The organism is Variovorax sp. CAN15, assembly GCF_030462475.1.
Classification (GTDB): domain Bacteria; phylum Pseudomonadota; class Gammaproteobacteria; order Burkholderiales; family Burkholderiaceae_C; genus Variovorax.
This window is the reverse complement of record NZ_JASMRZ010000009.1, coordinates 1-22,521: the sequence shown is the minus strand read 5'-3', so window position 1 is coordinate 22,521 and position 22,521 is coordinate 1. Positions and strand designations below refer to the sequence as shown.

The window sequence follows — 22,521 nt, the reverse complement described above, 5'->3', positions numbered from 1 at the left end:
GCTCAGCGCCCTTTTCCGTCGAGCTTGCGCCCGGCCATGGCGCACATCGGGCAGAAGCCGAACAGGCCGGTCAGCGCGAGCATCGCGCCCATGAGGGCGATGGCCACGGCGAGCCCGAAGCCGGCGGTGCTCCAGCCGATGGCGGCGAAAGCGAAGCCAGCGAGGCCCATGGCGATGCGCAGCGCGCGTTCCCAGCCGGGGAGATTCTTTGCGTAGAGCATGGTGATTCCTTCGATCCTTCTTGAGTGTTGAGGAAGACCCTCGGACATGAAGAGGCATCGCGCCCGCCAAACGGTTCGCGGGAATGCAGGAATTTTTCCATGCGAGGCAAAAGGTGCGCACGAGCGGCTACCCGTGCCGGCTGGCACATGTCGTGCTTGAGCGGTTCCTTCGAACGAATCCCTTGGTCAGTTCATCCATCCATTCACCGGAGTTCCATGTGAAGCGTGCCGCCCCCGCCCTGTTCCTGAAACCCCTGGCCGCCTGCGCGGCGCTCGCCGCCACGATGCTTGCCGCGCCCCACGCGATGGCACAGGAGAAAACGCTGCGCATCGCCATGACGGCGGCCGACATTCCGCGCACGCTGGGCCAGCCCGACCAGGGCTTCGAGGGCAACCGCTTCACCGGCATCCCGATCTACGACTCGCTCACGCAGTGGGACCTGTCGAAGGCCGACGCGCCCAGCGTGCTGATTCCAGGCCTGGCCGTCTCCTGGGCGGTCGACGCCAAGGACAGGACCAAGTGGGTCTTCAAGCTGCGCCCCGGCGTGAAGTTCCACGACGGCTCGGCCTTCAACGCCGATGCGGTCGTCTGGAACGTGCAGAAGGTGCTCGACAAGGAGGCCGTGCAGTTCGACCCCAGCCAGGTCGGCGTGACGGCCTCGCGCATGCCCACGCTCAGGTCGGCGCGCAAGGTCGACGACACGACGGTCGAATTCACCACCAGCGAGCCAGACGCCTTCCTGCCGATCAACCTCACGAACCTGTTCATGGCCTCGCCCGCCCACTGGCAGAAGAAGTTCGACGCCGCCGCCGGCGCCACGCCCGCCGACAAGGCCAAGGCCGCCTGGACCGCCTTCGCCGCCGACCCCGCCGGCTCGGGCCCGTTCAAGGTCACGCGCTTCGTGGCGCGCGAGCGGCTGGAGCTGGCCGCCAACAAGGCGTACTGGGACGCCAGGCGCGTGCCGAAGATCGACAAGGTCGTGCTGCTGCCCATGCCCGAGGCCAATGCGCGCACCGCGGCGCTGCTGGGCGGGCAGGTCGACTGGATCGAGGCGCCCGCGCCCGACGCCATGGCGCAGATCACGCAGCGCGGCTTCAAGATCTATTCGAACGCGCAGCCCCACGTGTGGCCCTGGCAGCTCTCGTTCGCCGAAGGCTCGCCCTGGCTCGACAAGCGCGTGCGCCAGGCCGCCAACCTGTGCATCGACCGCGCCGGCATGAAGCAGCTGCTGGGCGGCATGATGGCCGAGCCCAAGGGCACGGTGCCGCCTGGCCACCCGTGGTTCGGCAAGCCCACCTTCGACATCCGGTACGACGTGAAGGCCGCCCAGGCGCTGATGACGCAGGCCGGCTACTCGGCCGCCAAGCCCATCAAGGTGAAGGTGCAGATCTCGGCCTCGGGCTCGGGCCAGATGCAGCCGCTGCCGATGAACGAGTTCGCGCAGCAGTCGCTCAAGCAGTGCTACTTCGACGTGCAGTTCGACGTGATCGAATGGAACACGCTCTTCACCAACTGGCGCAAGGGCGCGAAGGACCCCTCGGCCAACGGCGCCAACGCGGTCAACATCAGCTTCGCGGCCATGGACCCGTTCTTCGCGATGGTGCGCTTCGTGAGCACCAAGGCCTTCCCGCCGGTGTCGAACAACTGGGGCTACTACGGCAGCCCCGAGGTCGACAAGCTGGTGGCCGACGCGCGCACCAGCTTCGACGAGAAGGCACGCGACGCCGCGCTGGCGAAGCTGCACGCCCACATCGTGGACGACGCGCCCTTCGTGTGGATCGCGCACGACGTGGGCCCACGCGCCATCTCCGCCAAGGTGAAGAACGTGGTGCAGCCCAGGAGCTGGTTCATCGACATCGCCACGATGAGCATGGACTGACGAGCCCCCGATGCTCGCCTACCTGCTGCGCCGCGTGCTCTACGCCTTGCCGATCATGATCGGCGTGGCGCTCGTGTGCTTCCTGCTCGTGCACATCGCGCCGGGCGATCCGCTGGTATCGATACTGCCGCCCGATGCCTCCGCCGAGCTGCAGGCGCAGCTGCGCGAGCTGTACGGCTTCAACCGCTCGCTGCCCGAGCAGTTCGCCATGTGGCTGTGGCGCGCGCTGCACGGCGACCTGGGCGTGTCCATCGCCAGCAACCGCGCGGTGGCCGGCGAGGTGTTCACCGCCGTGGGCAACACGCTGCGGCTCGCGGTGGTGGCCACCTTCATCGGCTTCGTGCTGGGCTGCCTCTTCGGCTTCGTGGCGGGCTACTTCCGCGGCTCCTGGGTCGACCGGGCGGCCTCGGTGTTCTCGGTGCTGGGCGTGAGCGTGCCGCACTACTGGCTGGGCATGGTGATGGTGATCGTGTTCTCGTCTCAGCTCATGTGGCTGCCGGCCACCGGCGCGGGGCCCAGCGGCTCGGACGACTGGGCCTGGGACTGGGCGCACCTGCAGTTCCTGCTGCTTCCGGCGCTCACCATGTCGGTGATACCCATGGGCATCGTCGCGCGAACGGTGCGCGCGCTGGTGGCCGACATCCTCGAGCAGGAATTCATCATGGGCCTGCGCGCCAAGGGACTCACGCACGCCGGCGTGTTCCGCCACGTGGTGAAGAACGCGGCGCCCACGGCGCTGGCGGTGATGGGGCTGCAGCTGGGCTACCTGCTGGGCGGCTCGATCCTGATCGAGACGGTGTTCTCCTGGCCCGGCACCGGCTTCCTGCTGAACTCCGCCATCTTCCAGCGCGACCTGCCGCTGCTGCAGGGCACGATCCTGGTGCTGGCGCTGTTCTTCGTCGTGCTGAACCTGCTGGTCGACGTGCTGCAGACCCTGCTCGATCCGCGCATCGCGCGGGCCTGAAGAGCCACAGGAAAAGAGAAGAAGAAAAGAGCCCCACGCCATGTCCTCCGTGCTTCCCGCCTCTTCCGCCATCGCGGCCGAGCCCCTGCCGGCGCAGCAGCGCTCGCGCGGCTACTGGGCCTCGGTCTGGCTGCGCCTGCGGCGCGACCCCGTGGCCGTCGGTGCCGCCGTCGTCGTGCTGCTGCTGATCGCGCTCGCCATCTTCGGCCCCTGGCTCGCGCCGTCGGACCCCTACCAGTCGTCGATGCTCAAGCGCCTCAAGCCCATCGGCACCGAAGGCCTGCCGCTGGGCAGCGACGAACTGGGCCGCGACATGCTCTCGCGCCTGATCGTCGGCGCGCGGCTGTCGCTCTTCATCGGCATCACGCCGGTGCTTTGCGCCTTCGTCCTGGGCACGGTGATCGGCATCGTCGCGGGCTACGCGGGCGGCCTGACCAACACGCTCGTCATGCGCACCATCGACGTGTTCTACGCCTTTCCCTCGGTGCTGCTGGCCATCGCGCTGTCGGGCACCCTGGGCGCGGGGGTGGTCAATTCGCTGATCTCGCTGACCATCGTTTTCATTCCGCAGATCGCGCGGGTGGCCGAGAGCGTGACCACGCAGGTGCGCACGCGCGACTACGTGGAGGCGGCGCGGGCCTCGGGCGCCGGGGCCTTCACCATCGTGCGGGTGCACGTGCTGGGCAACGTGCTCGGGCCGATCTTCGTGTACGCCACCAGCCTGATCGCGGTGTCGATGATCCTGGCCTCGGGCCTGTCGTTCCTGGGCCTGGGCGTGAAGCCGCCGGAGCCCGAGTGGGGCCTGATGCTCAACACGCTGCGCACCGCCATCTACGTGCAGCCCTGGGTGGCCGCGCTGCCGGGCGTGATGATCTTCGTCACCTCGATCTCCTTCAACCTCCTCTCCGACGGGCTGCGCTCGGCGATGGACAACAAGGGCGGCTAGGGGAAAAAGAATGGGAAGAATGGAAAAACCCGTCGACATCGGCGGCCCCGGTCAGCCGCTGCTCACCGTCACCGGCCTGGTCAAGCACTTCCCGCTCAAGAAAGACCCGCTGGGCCGCGGCGGCGGCATGGTGCGCGCCGTGGACGGCGTCGACTTCGAAGTGCTCAAGGGCGAGACGCTGGGCGTGGTCGGCGAGTCGGGCTGCGGCAAGTCGACCACCGCGCGCCTGCTGATGCAGCTGATGGAGCCCACGCGCGGCGAGGTGGTGTTCGACGGCCGCGAGGTGGGCGGGCGCGACCTGCCGCTGAAGGAGTTCCGCCGCCAGGTGCAGATGGTGTTCCAGGACAGCTACGCCTCGCTGAACCCGCGCCTCACCATCGAGGACTCGATCGCCTTCGGGCCCCGCGTGCACGGCGTGCCCCGGCGCGAATCGGTGGAGCGCGCGCGCGACCTGCTCGCGCGCGTCGGGCTGGCGCCGCAGCGCTTTGCCGAGCGCTATCCGCACGAGCTCTCCGGCGGCCAGCGGCAGCGCGTGAACATCGCGCGCGCGCTGGCGCTGCAGCCGCGCATGGTGATCCTCGACGAGGCGGTCTCCGCGCTCGACAAGTCGGTGGAGGCGCAGGTCATCAACCTGCTGCTCGACCTGAAGGCCGAGTTCGGCCTGACCTACGTCTTCATCAGCCACGACCTCAACGTGGTGCGCTACGTGAGCGACCGCGTGATGGTGATGTACCTGGGCCAGGTGGCCGAGATCGGCCCGGCCGACGCGCTCTACGAGGCGCCCGCGCATCCGTACACCCGCGCGCTGCTGTCCTCCATGCCGTCGATGGACCCCGACCATCGCACCGAAGAAGCGGCGCTCGCGGGCGACCCGCCCAACCCCATCGATCCGCCATCGGGCTGCCGCTTTCATCCGCGCTGCGCGCTGGCCGCGCCGGTGTGCGCCAGCGTGGTGCCCGAGCGCATCGCGATCGGCTCGCGGCACGCGGCGAGCTGCCTGGTCCACGAGGCGGGCAGCGGGCATCCGATGGCCATCCAACCCCGGAGGCAGGCAGCATGAGCAACGAACCGATGGTGCGCCTGCGCGACCTCAGCGTCAGCTTCGACGGCGGCCGCAAGCCGGTGCAGGCCGTCAGCGGCGTGAGCCTCGAAGTGCAGCGCGGCGAGGTCGTCGCGCTGATCGGCGAATCGGGCTCGGGCAAGAGCGTGACCCTGCGCACGCTGCTGCGCCTGCACCCCGAGCGCCGCACCCGCATGGGCGGCACGGTGCAGGTGGACGGGCGCGACGTGCTCGCGATGTCGCAGCGCGAGCTGGCGGGCTTTCGCGGCAAGGTCGCGTCGATGATCTTCCAGGAGCCGCTGCTGGCGCTCGACCCGGTGTACCCGGTGGGCGCGCAGATCGCCGAGTCGATCCGCCGGCACGAGCCCGTCACGCAGGCCGAGGCGTGGCGGCGCGCCCTGGCGCTCTTCGAGCGCGTGCGCATTCCGAGCCCCGAGCGGCGCCTGCAGGCCTATCCGCACGAGATGTCGGGCGGCATGCGCCAGCGCGCCATGATCGCGCTGGCGCTGGCCTGCAACCCCCAACTGCTGCTGGCCGACGAGCCCACCACCGCGCTCGACGCCACGGTGCAGATCCAGATCCTGCTGCTGCTGCGCGAGCTGCAGCGCGACCTGGGCCTGTCCGTGATCTTCGTCACGCACGACATCGGCGCCGCCGTCGAGGTGGCCGACCGCATCGCCGTGATGTACGCGGGGCGCATCGTCGAGGAAGGCACGGCGCGCGAGCTGATCCGCTCGCCGCGCCATCCGTACACCATCGCGCTGCTCAAGAGCCGCGCGCATGGCGCGCTGGCGCGCGGCACGCGGCTGGAAACCATCGGCGGCGCGCCGCCCGACCTCTCCGCGCTGCCGCCCGGCTGCGCCTTCGCCGAGCGATGCGCGCTGGCCGACGAGGCCTGCCGTGCCGCCCAGCCTCCGGCGGCAGAGCCCGCGCCGGGCCATCGCGTGCGCTGCATCCGCACCGATGCGGCAGCGGCCATGGCACCCGTGCTCTCGCCGGTGCCCGCCTCCTGACAGACAGCCTCCTCTTCGACATCATTCATCGCCATGCCTCTGCACGACCCCGCCCACGCCTTCGTCCCCTACCCCGACGCCCCCGTGCCGCGCGCCGCCACCGGCCCTCTCGCCGAGCTGAGCTTCGCCGCGAAGGACCTGTTCGACGTTGCCGGCTATCCCACGGGCGGCGGCAACCCCATCGTGCTGGCGATGTCTGGCATCAAGACGCGCACCGCGCCGACCGTGCAGAAGCTGCTCGATGCCGGCGCGCGCTTTGCCGGCAAGACGGTGACGGACGAGCTCGCGTTCTCGATGAACGGCAACAACGCGCACTTCGGCGCACCCGTCAACGGCGCCGCACCGCTGCGCATCACGGGCGGCTCGTCTTCGGGCTCGGCCTCTGCCGTGTCGTCCCGCCTGTGCGACTTCGCGCTGGGCACCGACACCGGCGGCTCGGTGCGCGCGCCGGCCAACCACTGCGGCCTGTACGGCCTGCGCCCCACGCACGGCCGCGTGAGCCTCGAAGGCGCGCTCGACCTCGCGCCCAGCTTCGACACCTGCGGCTGGTTCGCGCGCGACATCGGCACCTTCGCGCGCGTGGCCGACGTGCTGCTCGAAACCGACGCCGCGCCGCTGCCCGAGCGCGTGCGGCTGCTGCGGCCCGACGACGTCTGGGCGCTGGCCGAGCCGGCGGCCGCCGACGCGCTGCAGGCCGCGGCCGACCGCGTGCAGGCCCTGCTCGGCCCCGCCACGGGCACCACGGCGGCGCTGGAATCCTTCGACACGATGTACTGGAACTTCCGCTACCTGCAGTCGCGCGAGGCCTGGCTCACCGACGGCCCGCTCATCGAGCGCCATGCACCGCCGCTGGGGCCGGGCGTGGCCGAGCGCTTCGCATGGTCGCGCGAGGTCACCGACGCGCAGGTCGCCACCGCCCGCGTCTTCCGCGCCGCTTTCCGCGAGCACCTGGCCGCGCTGCTCGGCACCGACGGCGTGCTGCTGATGCCGACCATGCCCGACATCGCACCGCTGCGCAGCGACAGCGAGGCCGCGCTGGAGGACTACCGCAACCGCGCGATCCGCATGCTGTGCATCGCGGGGTTGGCGGGCTTTCCGCAGTTGTCGATGCCGCTGGCGACGCGCGAGGGCGCGCCGCTGGGCATTTCGCTGCTCGGGCCTGCGGGGTCGGACCGGTCGCTGATCGCGCTGGCGCAGCGGATCGCGGACTGAAACCGGGGCTTCAGAGCCGCACGATGCCGGCCTGGCGAAGGTGGCAGATGTCGCAATCGACACCGCTTGCGGCGCGCTCGATGACCACGAAGTCGCCCCCGTCCACCGCCAGCAGCGCGTGATGCCAGGTGCCCGGCGCGAGCACGATGCCCTGGCGCCCGTCGGTGACGAAGGCCGAGAGCTGCCGTGCCGACACAGGCGCTTCTCCCGCGCGGGCGACCACGATCACGAAGCGCCTTTCGCCCAGCGGCACGAAGGTCTGGCTGCCGAGAGCGTGGCGCTCCATCTCCGAGACCTCGTGCGGAAAGTGCCGCGCCTGCGCGCGGAACAGCGCCAGCATCGGGCGGCCGCCTTCGGCGTCCAGCCGCATGTCGTCGAGCAGGTCGAAGCGGCGCGCGTTGCCTGCGTTGATCGGCCGGCCCTCGCCCGCGCTGTCGGCTGCGGGTGCCGCGATCACGGTGCCGAAGGGCGCGAAGGCCTCGGGCGTCAGCGGCTGCGCCACGAGTGCCGCGGCGCCGTTCTGGGGAGCATCGTTCATGGGGCGATTGCAGCAGAAAGTGTGCCGTGGGCCTACGCGGGGTCGGGCATGCGGACGGCCCTGCCCCGCCGTGCAGGAGATACTGTCCGGCATGAGCATCACAGAGCAGCAGCAACCATTGCCCATAGCCCCGGCGCTCGCCGAAGGCGGCCTCGCCGCGCTGTTCACCGCGCCCGACGGCGCCAAGGCCTTCGCCGTGCGGTGGCAAGGCGAGGTGTACGGCTATCTCAACCAGTGCCCCCATGCGGGAGGCCCGCTTGATTTCGAAGGCCAGGTGCTGGAAAGTTCAGGCCGCTTTCTGATGTGCGCGCGGCACGGCGCCATCTTCGAGCCCGACACCGGCAAGTGCGTGGGCGGCCCCTGCCGCGGCGCGCGGCTCACGCCGGTGGCCGTGCACGCGAAGGCCGACGGCAGCGTCTGGCCCGGCGCGGCCGGTTGAAGACAAGACAAGACAAGACAAGACAAGACAAGACAAGACAAGACAAGACAAGACAAGACAAGACAAGAGAAGAGAACAGAAGACAGACGACAGACGACAGACAGGACAACGTTCAGGAGAAAAAAGACATGCGCAACTGCAACACCCGATTCCGCACTCTCCCGCATATGGCGCTGCCCGCCGCGGCGCTCGCGCTGGCCGGCCTCCTGGCGGGCTGCGCGAACATGGCCTCTCCCGTGGGCAGGGGCTCCACGGGCATGAAGGTCACTTCCAGCGCGTTCAGCGACAAAGGCACCATCCCGGCAGAGCACGCGGGCGCGGGCGAATGCGGCGGCAAGAACATCTCGCCGCCGGTGGCCTGGAGCAACCTGCCGGCCAGGACGAAGTCGGTCGCGGTGCTGGTGTTCGACCCGGACGGCGCGGCCGGCCTGGGCGTGTCGCACTGGGTGGCCTACAACATCGCGGCCGAGCGCGGCGAGCTCAAGACAGGCGAAGGGCAGGCCGGCTCGAACTTCGACTTCACCATGGGCCCGAACGTGGCCGGCGCGCCCGCCTACCGCGGCATGTGCCCACCAGTGGGCGACCGGCCGCACCACTACGTCATGACGGTGATCGCCACCGAACTCGCGCCGGGCAGCCTGCCCGCCGGCCTCGGCCGCGACGCCCTGCTGGCCGCGCTCAAGGGCCGCGCGCTCGGCGGCCAGAGCGTGGTGGGCCTGTACAGCCGCTGAGCCGGATTGGCCGCAGTTAATAATTAAGACCTCCTCGCGCCAGCCCGCCTGCATTGGCTGCAGCCGCTTCCACGAAAGCTCATCGATGGCCCTGCCCGCCGCCACCTCCGGCTCCACGCCGGCATCACCTTCCGCCGCCGGCGACCTCGACGCCATGTTCGACCTGGCGCCGGTCTCCCTCTGGATCGAGGACTACGGCGACCTCAAGCGCAAGCTCGACGGCTGGCGCGCCGAGGGCGTCACCGACCTGGTGGCGCACCTGTCGGCCGATGCGGGCCGGGTGAGCGAATGCATGGCGCTGCTGAAGGTGCTGCGGGTCAACCAGCACACGCTCAAGCTCTTCGGCGCCGACAGCGAGCAGACCCTGCTGGGCGCGCTCGACCGCGTGTTCCGCGGCGACATGTCGGCCACCGTGGTGCACGAGCTCGACCAGCTCTGGCGCGGCCAGCTCAGCTTCGAGAGCGAGACCGTCAACTACGCGCTCGACGGCCGCCGGCTCGACGTGCGCGTGCGCGCCCGCGTGCTGCCGGGCTACGAAGACAGCTGGAGCCGCGTGCTGGTGGCGCTGGACGACGTCACCGAGCGCGTGGCCGCGCAGCGCCTGCGCGACGAGAGCGCGACATACGCGCGCAGCCTCTTCGACCGCTCGCCGGTGTCGCTGTGGGTGGAAGACTTCAGCGCCGTTCGCGCGCTGCTGGAGACCATCCGCTCGCGCGGCATCACCGACTTCGCCACCTTCATCAAGGTGCACCCCGACTTCGTGACGCGCTGCATGCAGGAGATCCGCGTCATCGACGTGAACCACGAGACGCTGCGCATGTTCGGCGCGCCCGACCTGCAGACCCTGCTGGGCAACCTCTCGCGCATCTTCCGCGACGAGATGCGCGAGTCCTTCGCCGAGCAGCTGCAGGACCTGTGGAACGGCAAGACCGTACAGCACCGCGAGGTGCTCAACTACTCGCTGTCGGGCGAGGTGCTCAACATCCACATGCAGTTCGCGGTGCAGGACGACCGCCTCGACACCTGGGACCTGGTGCTGGTGTCGCTGGTCGACATCACGGCGCGCAAGAAGGCCGAGGCCTACCTCGAGTACCTCGGCAAGCACGACGTGCTCACGCAGCTGTGCAACCGCACCTACTACACCGAGGAGCTCAACCGCCTCTCGCGCAAGGGCCCGTGGCCAGTGTCGATCGTGGCCATCGACCTCAACGGCCTGAAGCAGGTCAACGACCAGGAAGGCCACGCGGCGGGCGACTCGCTGCTGCGCCGCATGGGCGAGGTGCTGGACAAGGCCGTCGACCTGCCCGCCTGGCCCGCGCGCATCGGCGGCGACGAGTTCGCGGTGCTGCTGCCCATGACCGACGAGCGCGGCGCCGAGGCGATGCGCGAGCGCATCCTCACGCTGCTGGAGATGAACAACCAGTTCCACGCCGGCCAGAGCGGCCACGCCCTGAGCCTGGCCATCGGGCTGGCGACCTGCCATGGCGACGAGGCGCTGGAGGCCGCGATGCAGCGGGCGGACCGGGCAATGTATGTGGACAAGGCTCGGTATTACGAGAGCGAGCAGGCCGACCGGCGGCAGCCATAGCCATCTACAAGACCAGCCCAACCAGCAGCAGTCCGTAAAGAACCGATGCCCCTTGAAGGTCTTGCCGAAGCTCTGATCCGGCCGGTGGTCGAACTGGTGCTGCAGCCCGTCGCGGAGGCCGCGATACACCTGATCGGCTACCTCACCGGACTCGTCGTCGTTCCGGTCGCCACGCTGGGGCGCGTGGTCGTCGAGCAGCACGAGGAAGGCGTCGAAGCGATGACAGCCAAGTGGGTGCAGGCGCCCAGCGGACGCATCGTCATCAACGCGAATCTGGGCAGCATGGTGGGCTTTCTCACCTGGCTCCTGATCGGCGGGGCAGCCCTCATGATCTATTTCATGTCGGGGCCTTCGTAGCCCGTCCCCCTCACCCGCTCCAGCACGAAGTCGATGAACGTCCGGATCGCCCGCGTGTGCTGGCGGTTGGGCATGTAGAGCATGAACATCTGCGTGCCGAAGATGCTCAAGCGCCAGTCGTCCAGCGTGGTCACCACCTCGCCCCGGCGCACGTCTTCCTGCACCACGTAGTCGGGCACGAGGCCGATGCCCAGGCCCGCGAGGATGGCCTGGCGCAGGAACAGGAAGTTCTCGGAGATGAGCGTCGGCTCCAGGATCACCTCGCGCCGCGTCTCGCCCTGGTAGGCCGACACGCGCAGCTGCCGGCCGATGACGGCGGCCGTGACCACCGGCGCGCCCTGCAGCGCGTCGAGCTGCACCGGAAGCGGGTTCCTCGCGGCGTATTCAGTGGAAGCGCAGGCCACGTAGCGCACCGGGCCCATGGCGCGCGCCACCAGGTTCTGCGGCGGCTCGGGAATCACGCGGATGGCGATGTCGACCTCGTCGCGCAGCAGGTCCTCGATGCGGTTCTCGAACACCACGTCGAGCACGATCCCGGGGTACTGGCGCTTGAAGTCGATCAGCCAGTCGGCCATGACCAGCTGCCCGTAGCCGCTGGGCACGCTCAGGCGCACGCGGCCCTGCAGGCCCTGGCCCAGCGTGGTGACCGATTCGCGCGCCGCCAGCAGCTCGGCCTGGATGGCGATGCCGTGCTGGTACAGGCGCAGGCCGATCTCGGTCGGCTCGGCGCGCCGGGTGGTGCGCCGCACCAGCTGCGCGCCCACCGAGCGCTCCAGCTGGTTCAGGTGGTAGCTGACGTTGGCGCGGGTCATCTTGAGCCGGCGCGCCGCCGCGCTCAGGTTGCCGGCATCGAGGATTTCCACCAACAGGGTGAGCGACTGGAGGTCCATGGGCCGATTGTGTCAAAAATCCTTTGACAGTCTGTCAACCGGCTATGCAATTGTCAAAGCGGCGATGCGGACCAAGAATGCGGGGTTCACCCCCAGAGCCTCGGACCCGACTGGTCCGCAACGCGAGAGACAAGCAAGCACATGGCCACCAGCGACACTTCCAGCCCTTCCACGTCCACCGGTCCCGTCACCTTCGAACGTCTTGGCGACGTGTTCGTGGTGACCATCGACAACCCGCCCGTCAACGCCCTGGGCGTGGACGTGCGCCGCGGCCTCGTGGGCGCCATCGACGCGGCGGAAGCCGACAGCGCGGCCAAGGCGGTGCTGATCGTCGGCGCGGGCCGCAACTTCATCGCCGGCGCGGACATCCGCGAGTTCGGCAAGACGCCGCAGCCGCCGTCGCTGCCCGAGGCGTGCCTGAAGATCGAGAACTGCACCAAGCCGGTCGTTGCCGCCATCCACGGCGCAGCGCTCGGCGGCGGGCTGGAAGTGGCGCTGTCGGCGCACTACCGCATCGCCTCGCCCACCGCGAAGCTGGGCCTGCCCGAAGTGGCGCTGGGCCTCCTGCCCGGCTCGGGCGGCACGCAGCGCACGCCGCGCCTGATCGGCGTGAAGCCCGCCATCGAACTCATGCTCAGCGGCCGCCACGCGGGCGCGAAGGAAGCGCTGTCGCTCGGCCTCGTCGACCGCCTGGCCACCGACGCCGACGCGCGCGCCGAAGGCATCGCCTACGCGCAGGAACTGGTCGCCGCCAAGGCCCCGGTGCGCCGCACCCGCGAGGCCGGCGCGCTGGCCGACGAGGAAGCCGCCCGCGCCGCGCTCGAAGCCGCGCGCGCCGACACCGCCAGGAAGAGCCGGGGCCTGTTCTCGCCGATGAAGATCGTCGAAGCCGTCGAAGCCGCGCTCACGCTGCCCTTCGACGAAGGCATGGCGCTGGAGCGCAAGCTGTTCCTGCAGTGCATCGACAGCCCGCAGCGCGCCGGCCTGATCCACGCCTTCTTCGCCGAGCGCGAAGTGCTCAAGGCGCCAGAAACCAAATCGGCCAGCCCCCGCGCGCTGGAATCGGCCGGCATCGTCGGCGGCGGCACCATGGGCGCGGGCATCGCGGTGGCGATGCTCGACGCCGGCATGCCGGTGACCATGATCGAGCGCGACGACACCCAGCTCGCACGCGGCCGCGCCAACGTCGAGAAGGTGTACGACGGCCTCATCAAGAAGGGCCGCATGACGCCCGAAGCCAAGGACAGCGTGATGGCGCGCTTCTCTGGCTCGACCAGCTACGACGCGCTCGCGCAGGTCGACATCGTGGTGGAAGCCGTGTTCGAGGACATGTCGGTCAAGAAGGCCGTGTTCGCCGAACTCGACCGCGTGTGCAAGCGCGGCGCGGTGCTGGCCACCAACACCTCGTACCTGGACATCGACGAGATCGCCGCCAGCATCTCGCGCCCGCAGGACGTGGTGGGCCTGCACTTCTTCTCGCCGGCCAACATCATGAAGCTGCTGGAGATCGTGGTGCCCGCCAAGGTGAGCGCCGACGTGGTCGCCACCGGCTTCGAGCTCGCGAAGAAGCTGAAGAAGGTGCCGGTGCGCGCCGGCGTGTGCGACGGCTTCATCGGCAACCGCATCCTGGCCGTGTACCGCCAGGCCGCCGACCACATGATGGAAGACGGCGCGTCTCCGTACCAGATCGACGAAGCGGTGCGCAACTTCGGCTACCCGATGGGCCCGTTCCAGGTGTCCGACCTGGCCGGCGGCGACATCGGCTGGGCCACGCGCAAGCGCAAGGCCGCCACGCGCGACCCGCAGGCGCGCTACGTGCAGATTGCCGACCGCATCTGCGAACGCGGCTGGTTCGGCCAGAAGACGCAGCGCGGCTACTACCTCTACCCCGAAGGCGCACGCACCGGCCAGCCCGACCCCGAGGTGCTGGCCATCATCGACGCCGAACGCGAGCGCGCGGGCATCAAGCCGCGCGCCTTCACCGAGGAAGAAATCATGCGCCGCTACATGGCCGCCATGATCAACGAGGGCGCCAACGTCGTGCTCCAGCGCATCGCGCTGCGCCCGCTGGACGTGGACGTGACCTTCCTCTACGGCTACGGCTTCCCGCGCCACCGCGGCGGCCCGATGAAATACGCCGACACCGTGGGCCTGCCCAAGGTGCTGGCAGACATCCAGGAGTTCGCGAAGGAAGACCCGGTCTTCTGGAAGCCCTCGCCGCTGCTGGTGCAGCTGGTCGAGCGCGGCGCCGACTTCGCGAGCCTCAATCAATCCGAGTAATCACAGAGCCAGCCGTCCAGGAGACACCCCCATGCGTGAAGCCGTCATCGTTTCCACCGCCCGCACCCCGCTCACCAAGGCGCACCGCGGCGAATTCAACATCACCCCCGGCCCCACGCTGGCGGCCTTCGCCGTAAAGGCAGCGGTGGAGCGCTCCGGACTCGACCCGGCGCAGATCGAGGACGCGATCCTCGGCTGCGGCTACCCCGAGGGCACCACCGGCCGCAACGTGGCGCGCCAGGCCATCATCCGCGCGGGCCTGCCGATCTCCATCGCCGGCACCACCGTCAACCGCTTCTGCGCCTCGGGCCTGCAGGCGATTGCCATGGCCGCGGGCCGCATCGTGGTGGACGGCGCGCCGGCCATGATCGCGGGCGGAGTGGAAAGCATCTCGCAGATCCGCTCGCGCAGCGCCACCGATGCCGGCGACAGCGGCATGGACCCGTGGATCGTCGAGCACAAGCCCGAGCTGTACATGGCGATGATCGAAACGGCCGACATCGTCGCCCAGCGCTACAACATCAGCCGCGAGGCGCAGGACCGCTTCTCCGCCGAGAGCCAGCGCCGCACCGAAGAAGCGCAGATCGCCGGCCGCTACAAGGACGAGATCGTCTCGTGCACCACCACGATGGCCGTCACCGACAAGGAGACGAAGGAGGTCACCTACCGCGAAGTGACGGCCACCGAAGACAACTGCAACCGCCGCGGCACCACCTACGAAGCGCTCGCCAAGCTGAAGCCCGTGATGGGCGAAGACAAGTTCATCACCGCCGGCAACGCCTCGCAGCTGTCGGACGGCGCATCGGCCTGCGTGCTGATGGAGGCCAAGGACGCCGAGCGCGCCAACCTCAAGCCGCTGGGCGCCTTCCGCGGCCTCGCGCTGGCCGGCTGCGAGCCCGACGAGATGGGCATCGGCCCGGTCTTCGCCGTGCCCAAGCTGCTCGCGCGCCACGGCCTGAAGGTGCAGGACATCGACCTGTGGGAGCTCAACGAAGCCTTCGCCTCGCAGTCCATCTACTGCCAGGAGCGGCTGGGCATTCCGTCGGAGCGCCTGAACGTGAACGGCGGCGCGATCTCCATCGGCCACCCTTTCGGCATGACCGGCGCGCGCCTCACGGGCCACGTGCTCATCGAAGGCAAGCGCCGTGGCGCCAAGTACGCCGTGGTCACGATGTGCATCGCGGGCGGCATGGGCGCCGCGGGCCTGTTCGAGATCTACTGAACGACTCTCCCCCAGGCTGCGCGCACTTCGTGTCGCTTCGCCAACCCCCTTCCGGGGGCAACACCTGCGGCCCGGCAAAGCCGGTTCCGCGGTGTTCCCGATGAATACGTCCAAACGAAACCGAGAGATACAACATGGACCTGAACTTCACGACCGAAGAAGAAGCCTTCCGCAGCGAAGTGCGCGCCTTCCTGGCGGCCAAGCTGCCGGTGCGCCTTGCCGAAAAAGTGCGCGGCGGCAAGATCCTCGAGAAGGCCGACATGCAGGAATGGCACGCCATCCTGAACGAGCGCGGCTGGCTCGCCAACCACTGGCCCGAGCAGTACGGCGGCCCGGGCTGGACGGCGGTGGAGAAGTTCATCTTCGAGAACGAATGCGCCCTGGCCTTCGCGCCGCGCATCGTGCCCTTCGGCGTGAACATGCTCGGCCCGGTGCTCATCAAGTACGGCAACGAGGCGCAGAAGAAGCATTGGCTGCCGCGCATCCTCGACGGCGCCGACTGGTGGTGCCAGGGCTATTCGGAACCCGGCGCGGGCTCCGATCTCGCGGCCGTGAAGACCACCGCCGTGCGCGGCATCGACGCGCAGGGCGACCACTTCATCGTGAACGGCCAGAAGACCTGGACCACGCTGGGCCAGCACGCCAACATGATCTTCTGCCTGGTGCGCACCAACCGCGAGGCGAAGAAGCAGGAAGGCATCAGCTTCCTGCTGATCGACATGACCTCGCCCGGCGTGGAAGTGCGCCCCATCATCACGCTCGACGGCGAGCATGAAGTCAACGAAGTGTTCTTCTCCGACGTGCGCGTGCCCGCCGAGAACCTCGTGGGCGAAGAGAACAAGGGCTGGACCTGCGCCAAGTACCTGCTGACGTATGAGCGCACCAACATCGCGGGCGTGGGCTTCTCGGTGGCCGCACTCGAACAGCTCAAGGGCATCGCGGCCACGCAGACCAAGAACGGCAAGCCGCTGGCGGAAGACCCTGCCTTCGCCGCGCGCATGGCGCGTGTCGAGATCGACCTGGAGAACATGAAGACCACCAACCTGCGCGTGATCGCGGCGGTGGCCGGCGGCGGCGTGCCGGGCGCAGAAAGCTCGATGCTGAAGATCCGCGGTACCGAGATCCGCCAGGAGATTTCTTCGCTGGCCCGCCGCGCGATGGGCGTCTATGGCCGCCCCTTCATCGCAGAGGCGCTGAAGGACGGCTATACCGAGAACGGGGGCGAGACCTTCGGCCCCGACTACGCATCGGCCGCCGCCTCGCGCTACTTCAACAACCGCAAGCTGTCGATCTTCGGCGGCTCGAACGAAATCCAGAAGAACATCATCTCCAAGATGATCCTGGGCCTGTGATGGCTCTCCCCCAGGCTTGCCCACTCCGTGTGGCCGCCACCCCCCTTCCGGGGGCAACGCCAGCGGCCCGGCAAAGCCGGTTCCGCGGCGTTCCTGGAATCACCCTTTGATAGCCGCACTTTTTTCATGCGACGCGTGTCTTGGCGGATGCGCAGGAGACTTGAAATGAATTTCGAACACACCGAAGACCGGCGCATGCTCGCCGACAGCCTGAACCGCTTCATCAGCGAGCAGTACGCCTTCGACGCGCGCGACCGCATCGCGAAATCGGAGCACGGCTTCAGCAAGGAAATCTTCCAGAAGTTCGCCGAACTGGGCGTGATCGGCGCGCTGTTCAGCGAGGCCGATGGCGGCTTCGGCGGCGGCGGCTTCGACATCGCCGTGGTCTTCGAGGCACTGGGTCGCGGCCTCGTGGTCGAGCCGCTGCTGGGCGCGGTGATGGTCGGCGAGGCGCTCAGCGCCGCCGGAAGCGACGCGCAGAAGGAAAAGCTCGGCGACATCATCAACGGCGCCATGGTCGCGGCCTTCGCGCACGACGAGGCCGACACGCACTACGAACGCACCCGCGTGGCCACCAAGGCCGAACGCAATGGCGATGGCTGGGTGCTGCACGGCGCCAAGGCCGTGGTGCCGCAGGGCGAGCAGGCCGACCTGTTCCTGGTCTCGGCCCGCACCTCGGGCAACGTGGACGACGAGGCCGGCATCTCGCTGTTCCTCGTGCCCGCGAAGACGGCCGGCCTGACGGTGCGCGGCTGCCCCGCCATCGACGGCGGCCGCGTCGCCGAACTTTCCTTCGACGGCGTAAAGCTGGGCGCCGACGCGCTGCTCGGCAACGAAGGCCAGGGCCACGCCGTGCTGGAACGCGCCATCGGCCGCGGCGTGCTCGCGCTGTGCGCCGAGGCACTGGGTGCGATGGAAGCCGCCAAGGCCGCCACGCTGGAATACCTGCGCACCCGCAAGCAGTTCGGCATGCTGATCGGCAGCTTTCAGGCGCTGCAGCACCGCATGGCCGACCTGCTGCTGGAGATCGAACAGGCCCGCTCGGCCGTCATCAACGCGGCGGCGGCCATCGACACCGGCGACCGCCTGACGCGCGAGCGCGCGCTGTCGGCCGCCAAGTTCAGCATCGGCCGCATCGGCGCGCTGGTGGCCGAAGAGAGCATTCAGATGCACGGCGGCATCGGCATGACGTGGGAGCTGCCCCTGCCCCACTACGCCAAGCGCCTCGTGATGATCGACCACCAGCTGGGCGACGAAGACCACCACCTGCAGCGTTACATCACCCTGGGCAAGGAGGTTGCGGCATGACGAACAAGACCGTTCTGATCTCGCAGGAAGGCGCGGTCCGCATCCTGACCAACAGCAACCCCGCCTCGCGCAACGCGATCACGCCGACGCTGTACGCCGAGCTCTCGGCCGCGCTGGCCGAAGCGCAGGCCGACCCCGAGGTGGGGGCCATCGTCTTCACCGGCGCAGGCGACTTCTTCTGCTCGGGCGGCGACCTCAACCTGCTGGCCAAGCGCCGAGAGCTGCCCGCGTCGGAGCGCCGCGAGAAGCTCGAAGGCCTGCACAACCTGATCCGCGCCATTCGCGACTGCGGCAAGCCGGTGATCGCTGCCGTCGAGGGCGGCGCTGCCGGCGCGGGCCTGTCGATGGCGCTGGCCTGCGACATGCTGGTGTCGGCGCGCGACGCCTTCTTCACCGTGGCCTACGTCAAGGTCGGCCTCACGCCCGACGGCGGCGCCACGGCCTTCCTCGCGGAGTTCGTCTCGCGCCAGGTCCTCACCGAGCTGTGCCTCACCGGCGACCGCATGACGGCCGAGCGCCTGAACGCGCTGGGTGCGGTCAACCGCCTCACCGACAAGGGCGCCGCGCTGGCCGAGGCCATCGCACTCGCTGCGAAGGTGGCGAACGGACCCGAGCGCGCCAGCGCCCGCATCAAGTCGCTGTGCCGCCAGGCGCACCGCGCCACGCTGGAAGAGCAGCTCGACGCCGAGGCCGTGTTCATGGTCGAGTCGCAGGCGGACGCCGAAGCCGCCGAAGGCATCGGCGCCTTCCTCGGCAAGCGCAAGGCCGACTTCGCGGCGCTGCGCGGCCGGAAGCAGGACGCATCCTGACGCGGGCCGCCCGACCCGCCTTTGCGCCTCGCACGCCGTGCGGGGCTTTCTCGTTTCCAGGGAGCTGATTTCATGCCTTTGCCCAATTCATCGCTGCCGCTTGCCGGCGTGCGCGTTCTCGATCTGTCCCGCATCCTCGCGGGCCCCTGGTGCGGCATGGTGCTGGCCGACATGGGCGCCGAGGTCATCAAGGTGGAGCACCCGGGCCGTGGCGACGACACGCGCGACTGGGGCCTGCGCGTGGGCAAGACCGAGACCGCCTACTTCAACAGCGTGAACCGCAACAAGCGCTCCGTCACGCTCGATCTGCAGACGCCCGAGGGCCAGCAGCTCGCGCGCGATCTCGCGAAGCAGTGCGACGTGGTGATCCAGAACTTCAAGTTCGGCGGCATCGACAAGCTGGGCCTGGGCTACGAGCAGCTCAGCAAGGAACAGCCGGGCCTCATCTACTGCTCTATCTCTGGCTACGACCGCACCGGCCCCGAGGCCGCGCGCCCCGGCTACGACCTCGTGGTGCAGGGCGAGGCCGGCCTGATGGCGCTCAACGGCGAGGCGAACCAGCCGCCGCTGAAGTTCGGCGTGGCCGCCGTCGATCTGTTCACCGGCATGTACTCGGCGCAGGCCATCCTCGCGGCGCTCTACCAGCGCGAGAAGACAGGCAAGGGCCGGCACGTGGAGATGGCGCTCTTCGACTGCGGCCTGATGATCACCGCCTACTACGGCCTCGAAGCGCTGCTCATGGGCGAAGACCCGCCGCGCTACGGCAACTCGCATCCGTCGATCGTGCCGTACGGCGTTTTCGACGCGGCCGACGGCCCGCTGGTCATCACCGTGGGCAACAACTCGCAGTTCGCGCGCTTTTGCACCGAGGTGATCGAGCGGCCCGACCTCGCGGCCGACGAGCGCTTCAAGACCAACATCCTGCGCTCGGCCAACCGCGCCGCGCTGCTGCCCGAGCTGCACGCCGAACTGGCCAAGCGCCAGCGCGCCGACCTGCTCGCGAAGCTCACCGCAGCGGGCATTCCGTGCGGCGAGGTGCTGGGGCTGCTGGAGGCACTGCAATCGAAGCGCGCCACCGAAGCCGGCCTGGTGACCACGCAGCCGCACCCCGTGGCAGGCACGGTCAACGTGCTGGCGCCGCCCTACCGTTTCGATGGCGAGCGCCTGCCCGTGCGCAGCGCGCCGCCCACCCTGGGCGAAGGCACGCACGACGTGCTGCAGTCCCTGCTCGGCCTGTCGGATGAAAAGCTGGCGGCGCTGAAAACGAGTGGCGTCGTCTGAAGAAGACAGGCGTCCGAATTTCCAAAGTAGACAAGACCCAATGGCATCCCTCTCTCTTCGCAGCTCCCTTCGCAGTCCCGTTCGCCGCGCGCTCCTCGCACTCGCCCTGCCCCTCGTCACCGGCGCAGCCTTCGCCCAGGCCTGGCCCGCCAAGCCGATCACGCTGATCGTGCCCTTCCCGCCCGGCGGCCCCACCGACGTGGCCTCGCGCATCGTGGCGCAGAAGATGTCGGGTGCGCTCGGCCAGAACATCGTCATCGACAACCGCAGCGGCGCCTCGGGCACCGTGGGCGCCGCTGCCGCCGCACGCGCGCCGGCCGATGGCTACACCTTCGTGATGCTGGCCACGCCGACGCTGCTGGCCGCGCACCTCTACGGCCCCGCCGGCTACGACATCTTCAAGAACTTCACGCCCGTGGGCAGCGTGTACGACCTGCCGATCGTGCTGGTGGTCAACCCGAAGTCGCTGCCCGACGTGACCGGCGTGCAGGGCCTGATCGCCAAGGCCAAGGCCGAGGGCGGCAAGCTCAACTACACCAGCGCGGGCGCCGGCAGCTTCGGCCACCTGACGACCGAGCAGCTCAAGACCATCGGCAAGTTCGACATGCAGCACGTGCCCTACCGCGGCAGCGCGCCGGCCGTGACCGACCTGATCGGCGGCCAGGTGCCGGCGATGTTCTCCGACCTCGTGGGCGTGCTGCCGCACGTCAAGGCCGGCAAGCTGCGCGCCATCGCGGTCGGCTCCGGCCAGCGCGTGAGCCTGCTGCCCGACGTGAAGACGGTGGCCGAGCAGGGCTTTCCCGGCTTCGACGCCACCTCGTGGGGCGGCCTGCTGGCACCGGCCGGCACGCCCAAGGACATCGTCGAGCGCATGAGCGCCGAGCTGAAGAAGGCGCTGGCCGACAAGGAAGTGCAGGACAAGCTGCAGAGCGTCGGCACCTTCGCGGCCTACCGCACGCCGCAGCAGACGGGCGTGCGCATGCGCGAGGATTTCGAGCGCTGGGGCAAGGTCATTCGCGACAACCACATCACGAACCAGTAGAACAACCGGGCCGGCAGGGCGACAGCATCAAGGAGACAAAGACATGACGCAGAAATACGAGAACAACTACAGCACCCCGGTCGGCGCGCCATTTCGCCCCGCCCTGCCCGTTCGCAGCCTCGCCGACATCCGCAAGCTCGAGGAGACGCCGCTGGAGCAGGCGCTCACGGTGCGCAGCACCTACGAGATCTTCCGCAACGCGGGCCATGCCTTCGGCGACAAGACCGCGCTGACCTTCCTGCGCACCGGCAACCCGGCCGACGAGCCGATCCGCTGGTCGTATGCCGAACTGCTCTCGCGCCTCCACCAGACCGCGAACGTGCTGCACACGCTGGGCGTAGGCCCCGACGACGCGGTGGCGGTGCTGCTGCCCGGCTGCCTGGAGTACCACCTCGCGCTCTGGGGCGGCGAGGCCGCCGGCATCGTGCAGCCGCTGAACCCGCTGCTCACCGACGAGAAGCTGGTCGCGCTCATGACCGCCGGCCGCGCCAAGGTGCTGATCGCCTACGGCTCGGATGCCGAATCGGGCATGTGGTCGAAGGCCATGCGCCTGCGCGGCCAGGTGCCCACGCTCACCACCGTGCTGCGCGTGGCGCCGCATGACGAGGCGCCGGGTACCGCGGGTGCACTGCCCGAAGGCGTCGCCGAGTTCGACGTGCTGCGCGCCGCACAACCTAGCGACCGCCTCGTGAGCGGCCGCGACATCGCACCCACCGACATCGCCGCCTACTTCCACACCGGCGGCACCACGGGCGCGCCCAAGCTCGCGCGCCACAGCCACGGCGCGCAGGTGTTCACCGCATGGGCCAGCGTGCAGGTGGCGGGCATGAACGAGAACGGCATCTCGATCAACGGCTATCCGCTGTTCCACGTGGCGGGCGTGCTGCCGGCCTCGCTGTCGTCGCTGTCGGCGGGCGTGGAAGTGATCATTCCCACGCCCTCGCTGCTGCGCAACAAGGAGGTGCTGGCCAACTACTGGAAGCTGGTGGCCAAGTACCGCCCGACCTCGCTGTCGGCCGTGCCCACCGTGCTCGCGGCACTGGCCAACGTGCCGCTGGACGGCGCTGACATTTCCTCCATCACCTACTGCCGGACCGGCGCCGCCGTGCTCGCGCCAGAGCTTGCCGCGCGCTTCGAGCGCCTGTTCGGCCTGCACGTGCACGAGAGCCTGGGCATGACGGAGATGGCCGGCATCTCGACCATCACGCCGCCCGGCGTGAACGGGCCCGCGGGCTGCGTCGCGGCCCTGAGCGGTGAACAGGCCGGGTTTCAGCGTGAGGAAGGTGATGCAGGTGCGGATCGATGCCTGCGATTGGCTGGCGCCTTGAGGCAGTGTGCCGGTATCCGCGTCCAGGCCCGAGGGCGTATCCGCGTCCAGGCCCGAGGGC

Annotated in this window: 21 protein-coding genes; 18 read left to right on the top strand and 3 right to left on the bottom strand. The window is 69.3% G+C overall.

What is annotated here, in order from left to right:
* Positions 1–2: 2 nt before the first annotated feature.
* Positions 3–221, bottom strand: a complete 219-nt coding sequence (locus tag QMO14_RS09370) for a DUF2892 domain-containing protein (RefSeq protein ID WP_301506357.1) — start codon at positions 219–221, stop codon at positions 3–5.
* 218 nt (positions 222–439) lie between these two features.
* Between QMO14_RS09370 and QMO14_RS09365 the strand changes: the two genes are divergently transcribed.
* Genes QMO14_RS09365 through QMO14_RS09340 form a run of 6 tightly spaced genes read left to right on the top strand, consistent with a single transcriptional unit; the run spans position 440 to position 7,296 of the window.
* The gene (locus QMO14_RS09365; RefSeq protein ID WP_301506355.1) at positions 440–2,101 is read left to right on the top strand and encodes an ABC transporter substrate-binding protein; all 1,662 of its coding nucleotides are present in this window, start codon (positions 440–442) and stop codon (positions 2,099–2,101) included.
* A gap of 10 nt (positions 2,102–2,111) precedes the next feature.
* The gene (locus tag QMO14_RS09360; RefSeq protein WP_301506353.1) at positions 2,112–3,065 is read left to right on the top strand and encodes an ABC transporter permease; all 954 of its coding nucleotides are present in this window, start codon (positions 2,112–2,114) and stop codon (positions 3,063–3,065) included.
* Between the two features lie 40 nt (positions 3,066–3,105).
* Positions 3,106–4,011 (top strand): ABC transporter permease, encoded by a 906-nt coding sequence (locus QMO14_RS09355; RefSeq protein WP_301506351.1) that lies wholly within the window; start codon positions 3,106–3,108, stop codon positions 4,009–4,011.
* 19 nt (positions 4,012–4,030) lie between these two features.
* Entirely contained in the window at positions 4,031–5,071 is a 1,041-nt protein-coding gene (locus QMO14_RS09350; RefSeq protein WP_301506349.1) for an ABC transporter ATP-binding protein, read from the top strand.
* Positions 5,072–5,082: 11 nt separating this feature from the next.
* A complete protein-coding gene (locus QMO14_RS09345) occupies positions 5,083–6,084 on the top strand; it encodes an ABC transporter ATP-binding protein (RefSeq protein ID WP_301506544.1) in 1,002 nt (333 codons plus the stop codon).
* Positions 6,085–6,117: 33 nt separating this feature from the next.
* The gene (locus tag QMO14_RS09340) at positions 6,118–7,296 is read left to right on the top strand and encodes an amidase (protein WP_301506347.1); all 1,179 of its coding nucleotides are present in this window, start codon (positions 6,118–6,120) and stop codon (positions 7,294–7,296) included.
* A gap of 10 nt (positions 7,297–7,306) precedes the next feature.
* Here QMO14_RS09340 and QMO14_RS09335 read toward each other — a convergent pair whose 3' ends face one another.
* Positions 7,307–7,834, bottom strand: coding sequence for an ureidoglycolate lyase (locus QMO14_RS09335; RefSeq protein WP_301506346.1), 528 nt, complete (start codon positions 7,832–7,834; stop codon positions 7,307–7,309).
* A gap of 91 nt (positions 7,835–7,925) precedes the next feature.
* Here QMO14_RS09335 and QMO14_RS09330 point away from each other — a divergent pair, with 91 nt between their 5' ends.
* The 4 genes from QMO14_RS09330 (at position 7,926) to QMO14_RS09315 (ending at position 10,949) form a co-directional block, all read left to right on the top strand.
* Positions 7,926–8,273: a Rieske 2Fe-2S domain-containing protein gene (locus QMO14_RS09330; RefSeq protein WP_301506344.1), complete on the top strand. Its 348-nt coding sequence runs from the start codon at positions 7,926–7,928 to the stop codon at positions 8,271–8,273.
* 128 nt (positions 8,274–8,401) lie between these two features.
* Positions 8,402–9,004 carry a YbhB/YbcL family Raf kinase inhibitor-like protein gene (locus QMO14_RS09325; RefSeq protein ID WP_301506343.1) on the top strand — a complete coding sequence of 201 codons (603 nt, stop codon included), beginning with the start codon at positions 8,402–8,404 and terminating at the stop codon, positions 9,002–9,004.
* Positions 9,005–9,089: 85 nt separating this feature from the next.
* Positions 9,090–10,592 carry a GGDEF domain-containing protein gene (locus tag QMO14_RS09320; RefSeq protein WP_301506341.1) on the top strand — a complete coding sequence of 501 codons (1,503 nt, stop codon included), beginning with the start codon at positions 9,090–9,092 and terminating at the stop codon, positions 10,590–10,592.
* Positions 10,593–10,637: 45 nt separating this feature from the next.
* On the top strand, positions 10,638–10,949 hold the full coding sequence (locus QMO14_RS09315) for a hypothetical protein (RefSeq protein WP_301506339.1): 312 nt from the start codon (positions 10,638–10,640) through the stop codon (positions 10,947–10,949).
* Here QMO14_RS09315 and QMO14_RS09310 read toward each other — a convergent pair.
* Positions 10,925–11,839 (bottom strand): LysR family transcriptional regulator, encoded by a 915-nt coding sequence (locus QMO14_RS09310; protein WP_301506337.1) that lies wholly within the window; start codon positions 11,837–11,839, stop codon positions 10,925–10,927. The genes QMO14_RS09315 and QMO14_RS09310 overlap by 25 nt on opposite strands.
* Before the next feature lie 141 nt (positions 11,840–11,980).
* Between QMO14_RS09310 and QMO14_RS09305 the strand changes: the two genes are divergently transcribed.
* The 8 genes from QMO14_RS09305 to QMO14_RS09270 form a co-directional block, all read left to right on the top strand.
* Positions 11,981–14,119 (top strand): 3-hydroxyacyl-CoA dehydrogenase NAD-binding domain-containing protein, encoded by a 2,139-nt coding sequence (locus tag QMO14_RS09305; RefSeq protein ID WP_301506334.1) that lies wholly within the window; start codon positions 11,981–11,983, stop codon positions 14,117–14,119.
* A 31-nt stretch (positions 14,120–14,150) separates the two neighbouring features.
* Positions 14,151–15,341 carry an acetyl-CoA C-acyltransferase gene (locus QMO14_RS09300; protein ID WP_301506332.1) on the top strand — a complete coding sequence of 397 codons (1,191 nt, stop codon included), beginning with the start codon at positions 14,151–14,153 and terminating at the stop codon, positions 15,339–15,341.
* A gap of 134 nt (positions 15,342–15,475) precedes the next feature.
* The gene (locus tag QMO14_RS09295) at positions 15,476–16,693 is read left to right on the top strand and encodes an acyl-CoA dehydrogenase family protein (RefSeq protein WP_301506330.1); all 1,218 of its coding nucleotides are present in this window, start codon (positions 15,476–15,478) and stop codon (positions 16,691–16,693) included.
* 165 nt (positions 16,694–16,858) lie between these two features.
* Positions 16,859–18,001 (top strand): acyl-CoA dehydrogenase family protein, encoded by a 1,143-nt coding sequence (locus QMO14_RS09290; RefSeq protein WP_301506328.1) that lies wholly within the window; start codon positions 16,859–16,861, stop codon positions 17,999–18,001.
* Complete coding sequence (locus QMO14_RS09285; RefSeq protein ID WP_301506326.1) at positions 17,998–18,810, top strand: oxepin-CoA hydrolase, alternative type; 813 nt, start codon at positions 17,998–18,000, stop codon at positions 18,808–18,810. The genes QMO14_RS09290 and QMO14_RS09285 overlap by 4 nt, the downstream gene beginning before the upstream one ends.
* A gap of 72 nt (positions 18,811–18,882) precedes the next feature.
* A complete protein-coding gene (locus QMO14_RS09280) occupies positions 18,883–20,091 on the top strand; it encodes a CaiB/BaiF CoA-transferase family protein (protein ID WP_301506324.1) in 1,209 nt (402 codons plus the stop codon).
* A gap of 40 nt (positions 20,092–20,131) precedes the next feature.
* Complete coding sequence (locus tag QMO14_RS09275) at positions 20,132–21,133, top strand: tripartite tricarboxylate transporter substrate binding protein (protein WP_301506322.1); 1,002 nt, start codon at positions 20,132–20,134, stop codon at positions 21,131–21,133.
* Positions 21,134–21,176: 43 nt separating this feature from the next.
* A partial coding sequence (locus QMO14_RS09270) for an AMP-binding protein (RefSeq protein ID WP_301506320.1) occupies positions 21,177–22,521 on the top strand: 1,345 nt, incomplete at its 3' end.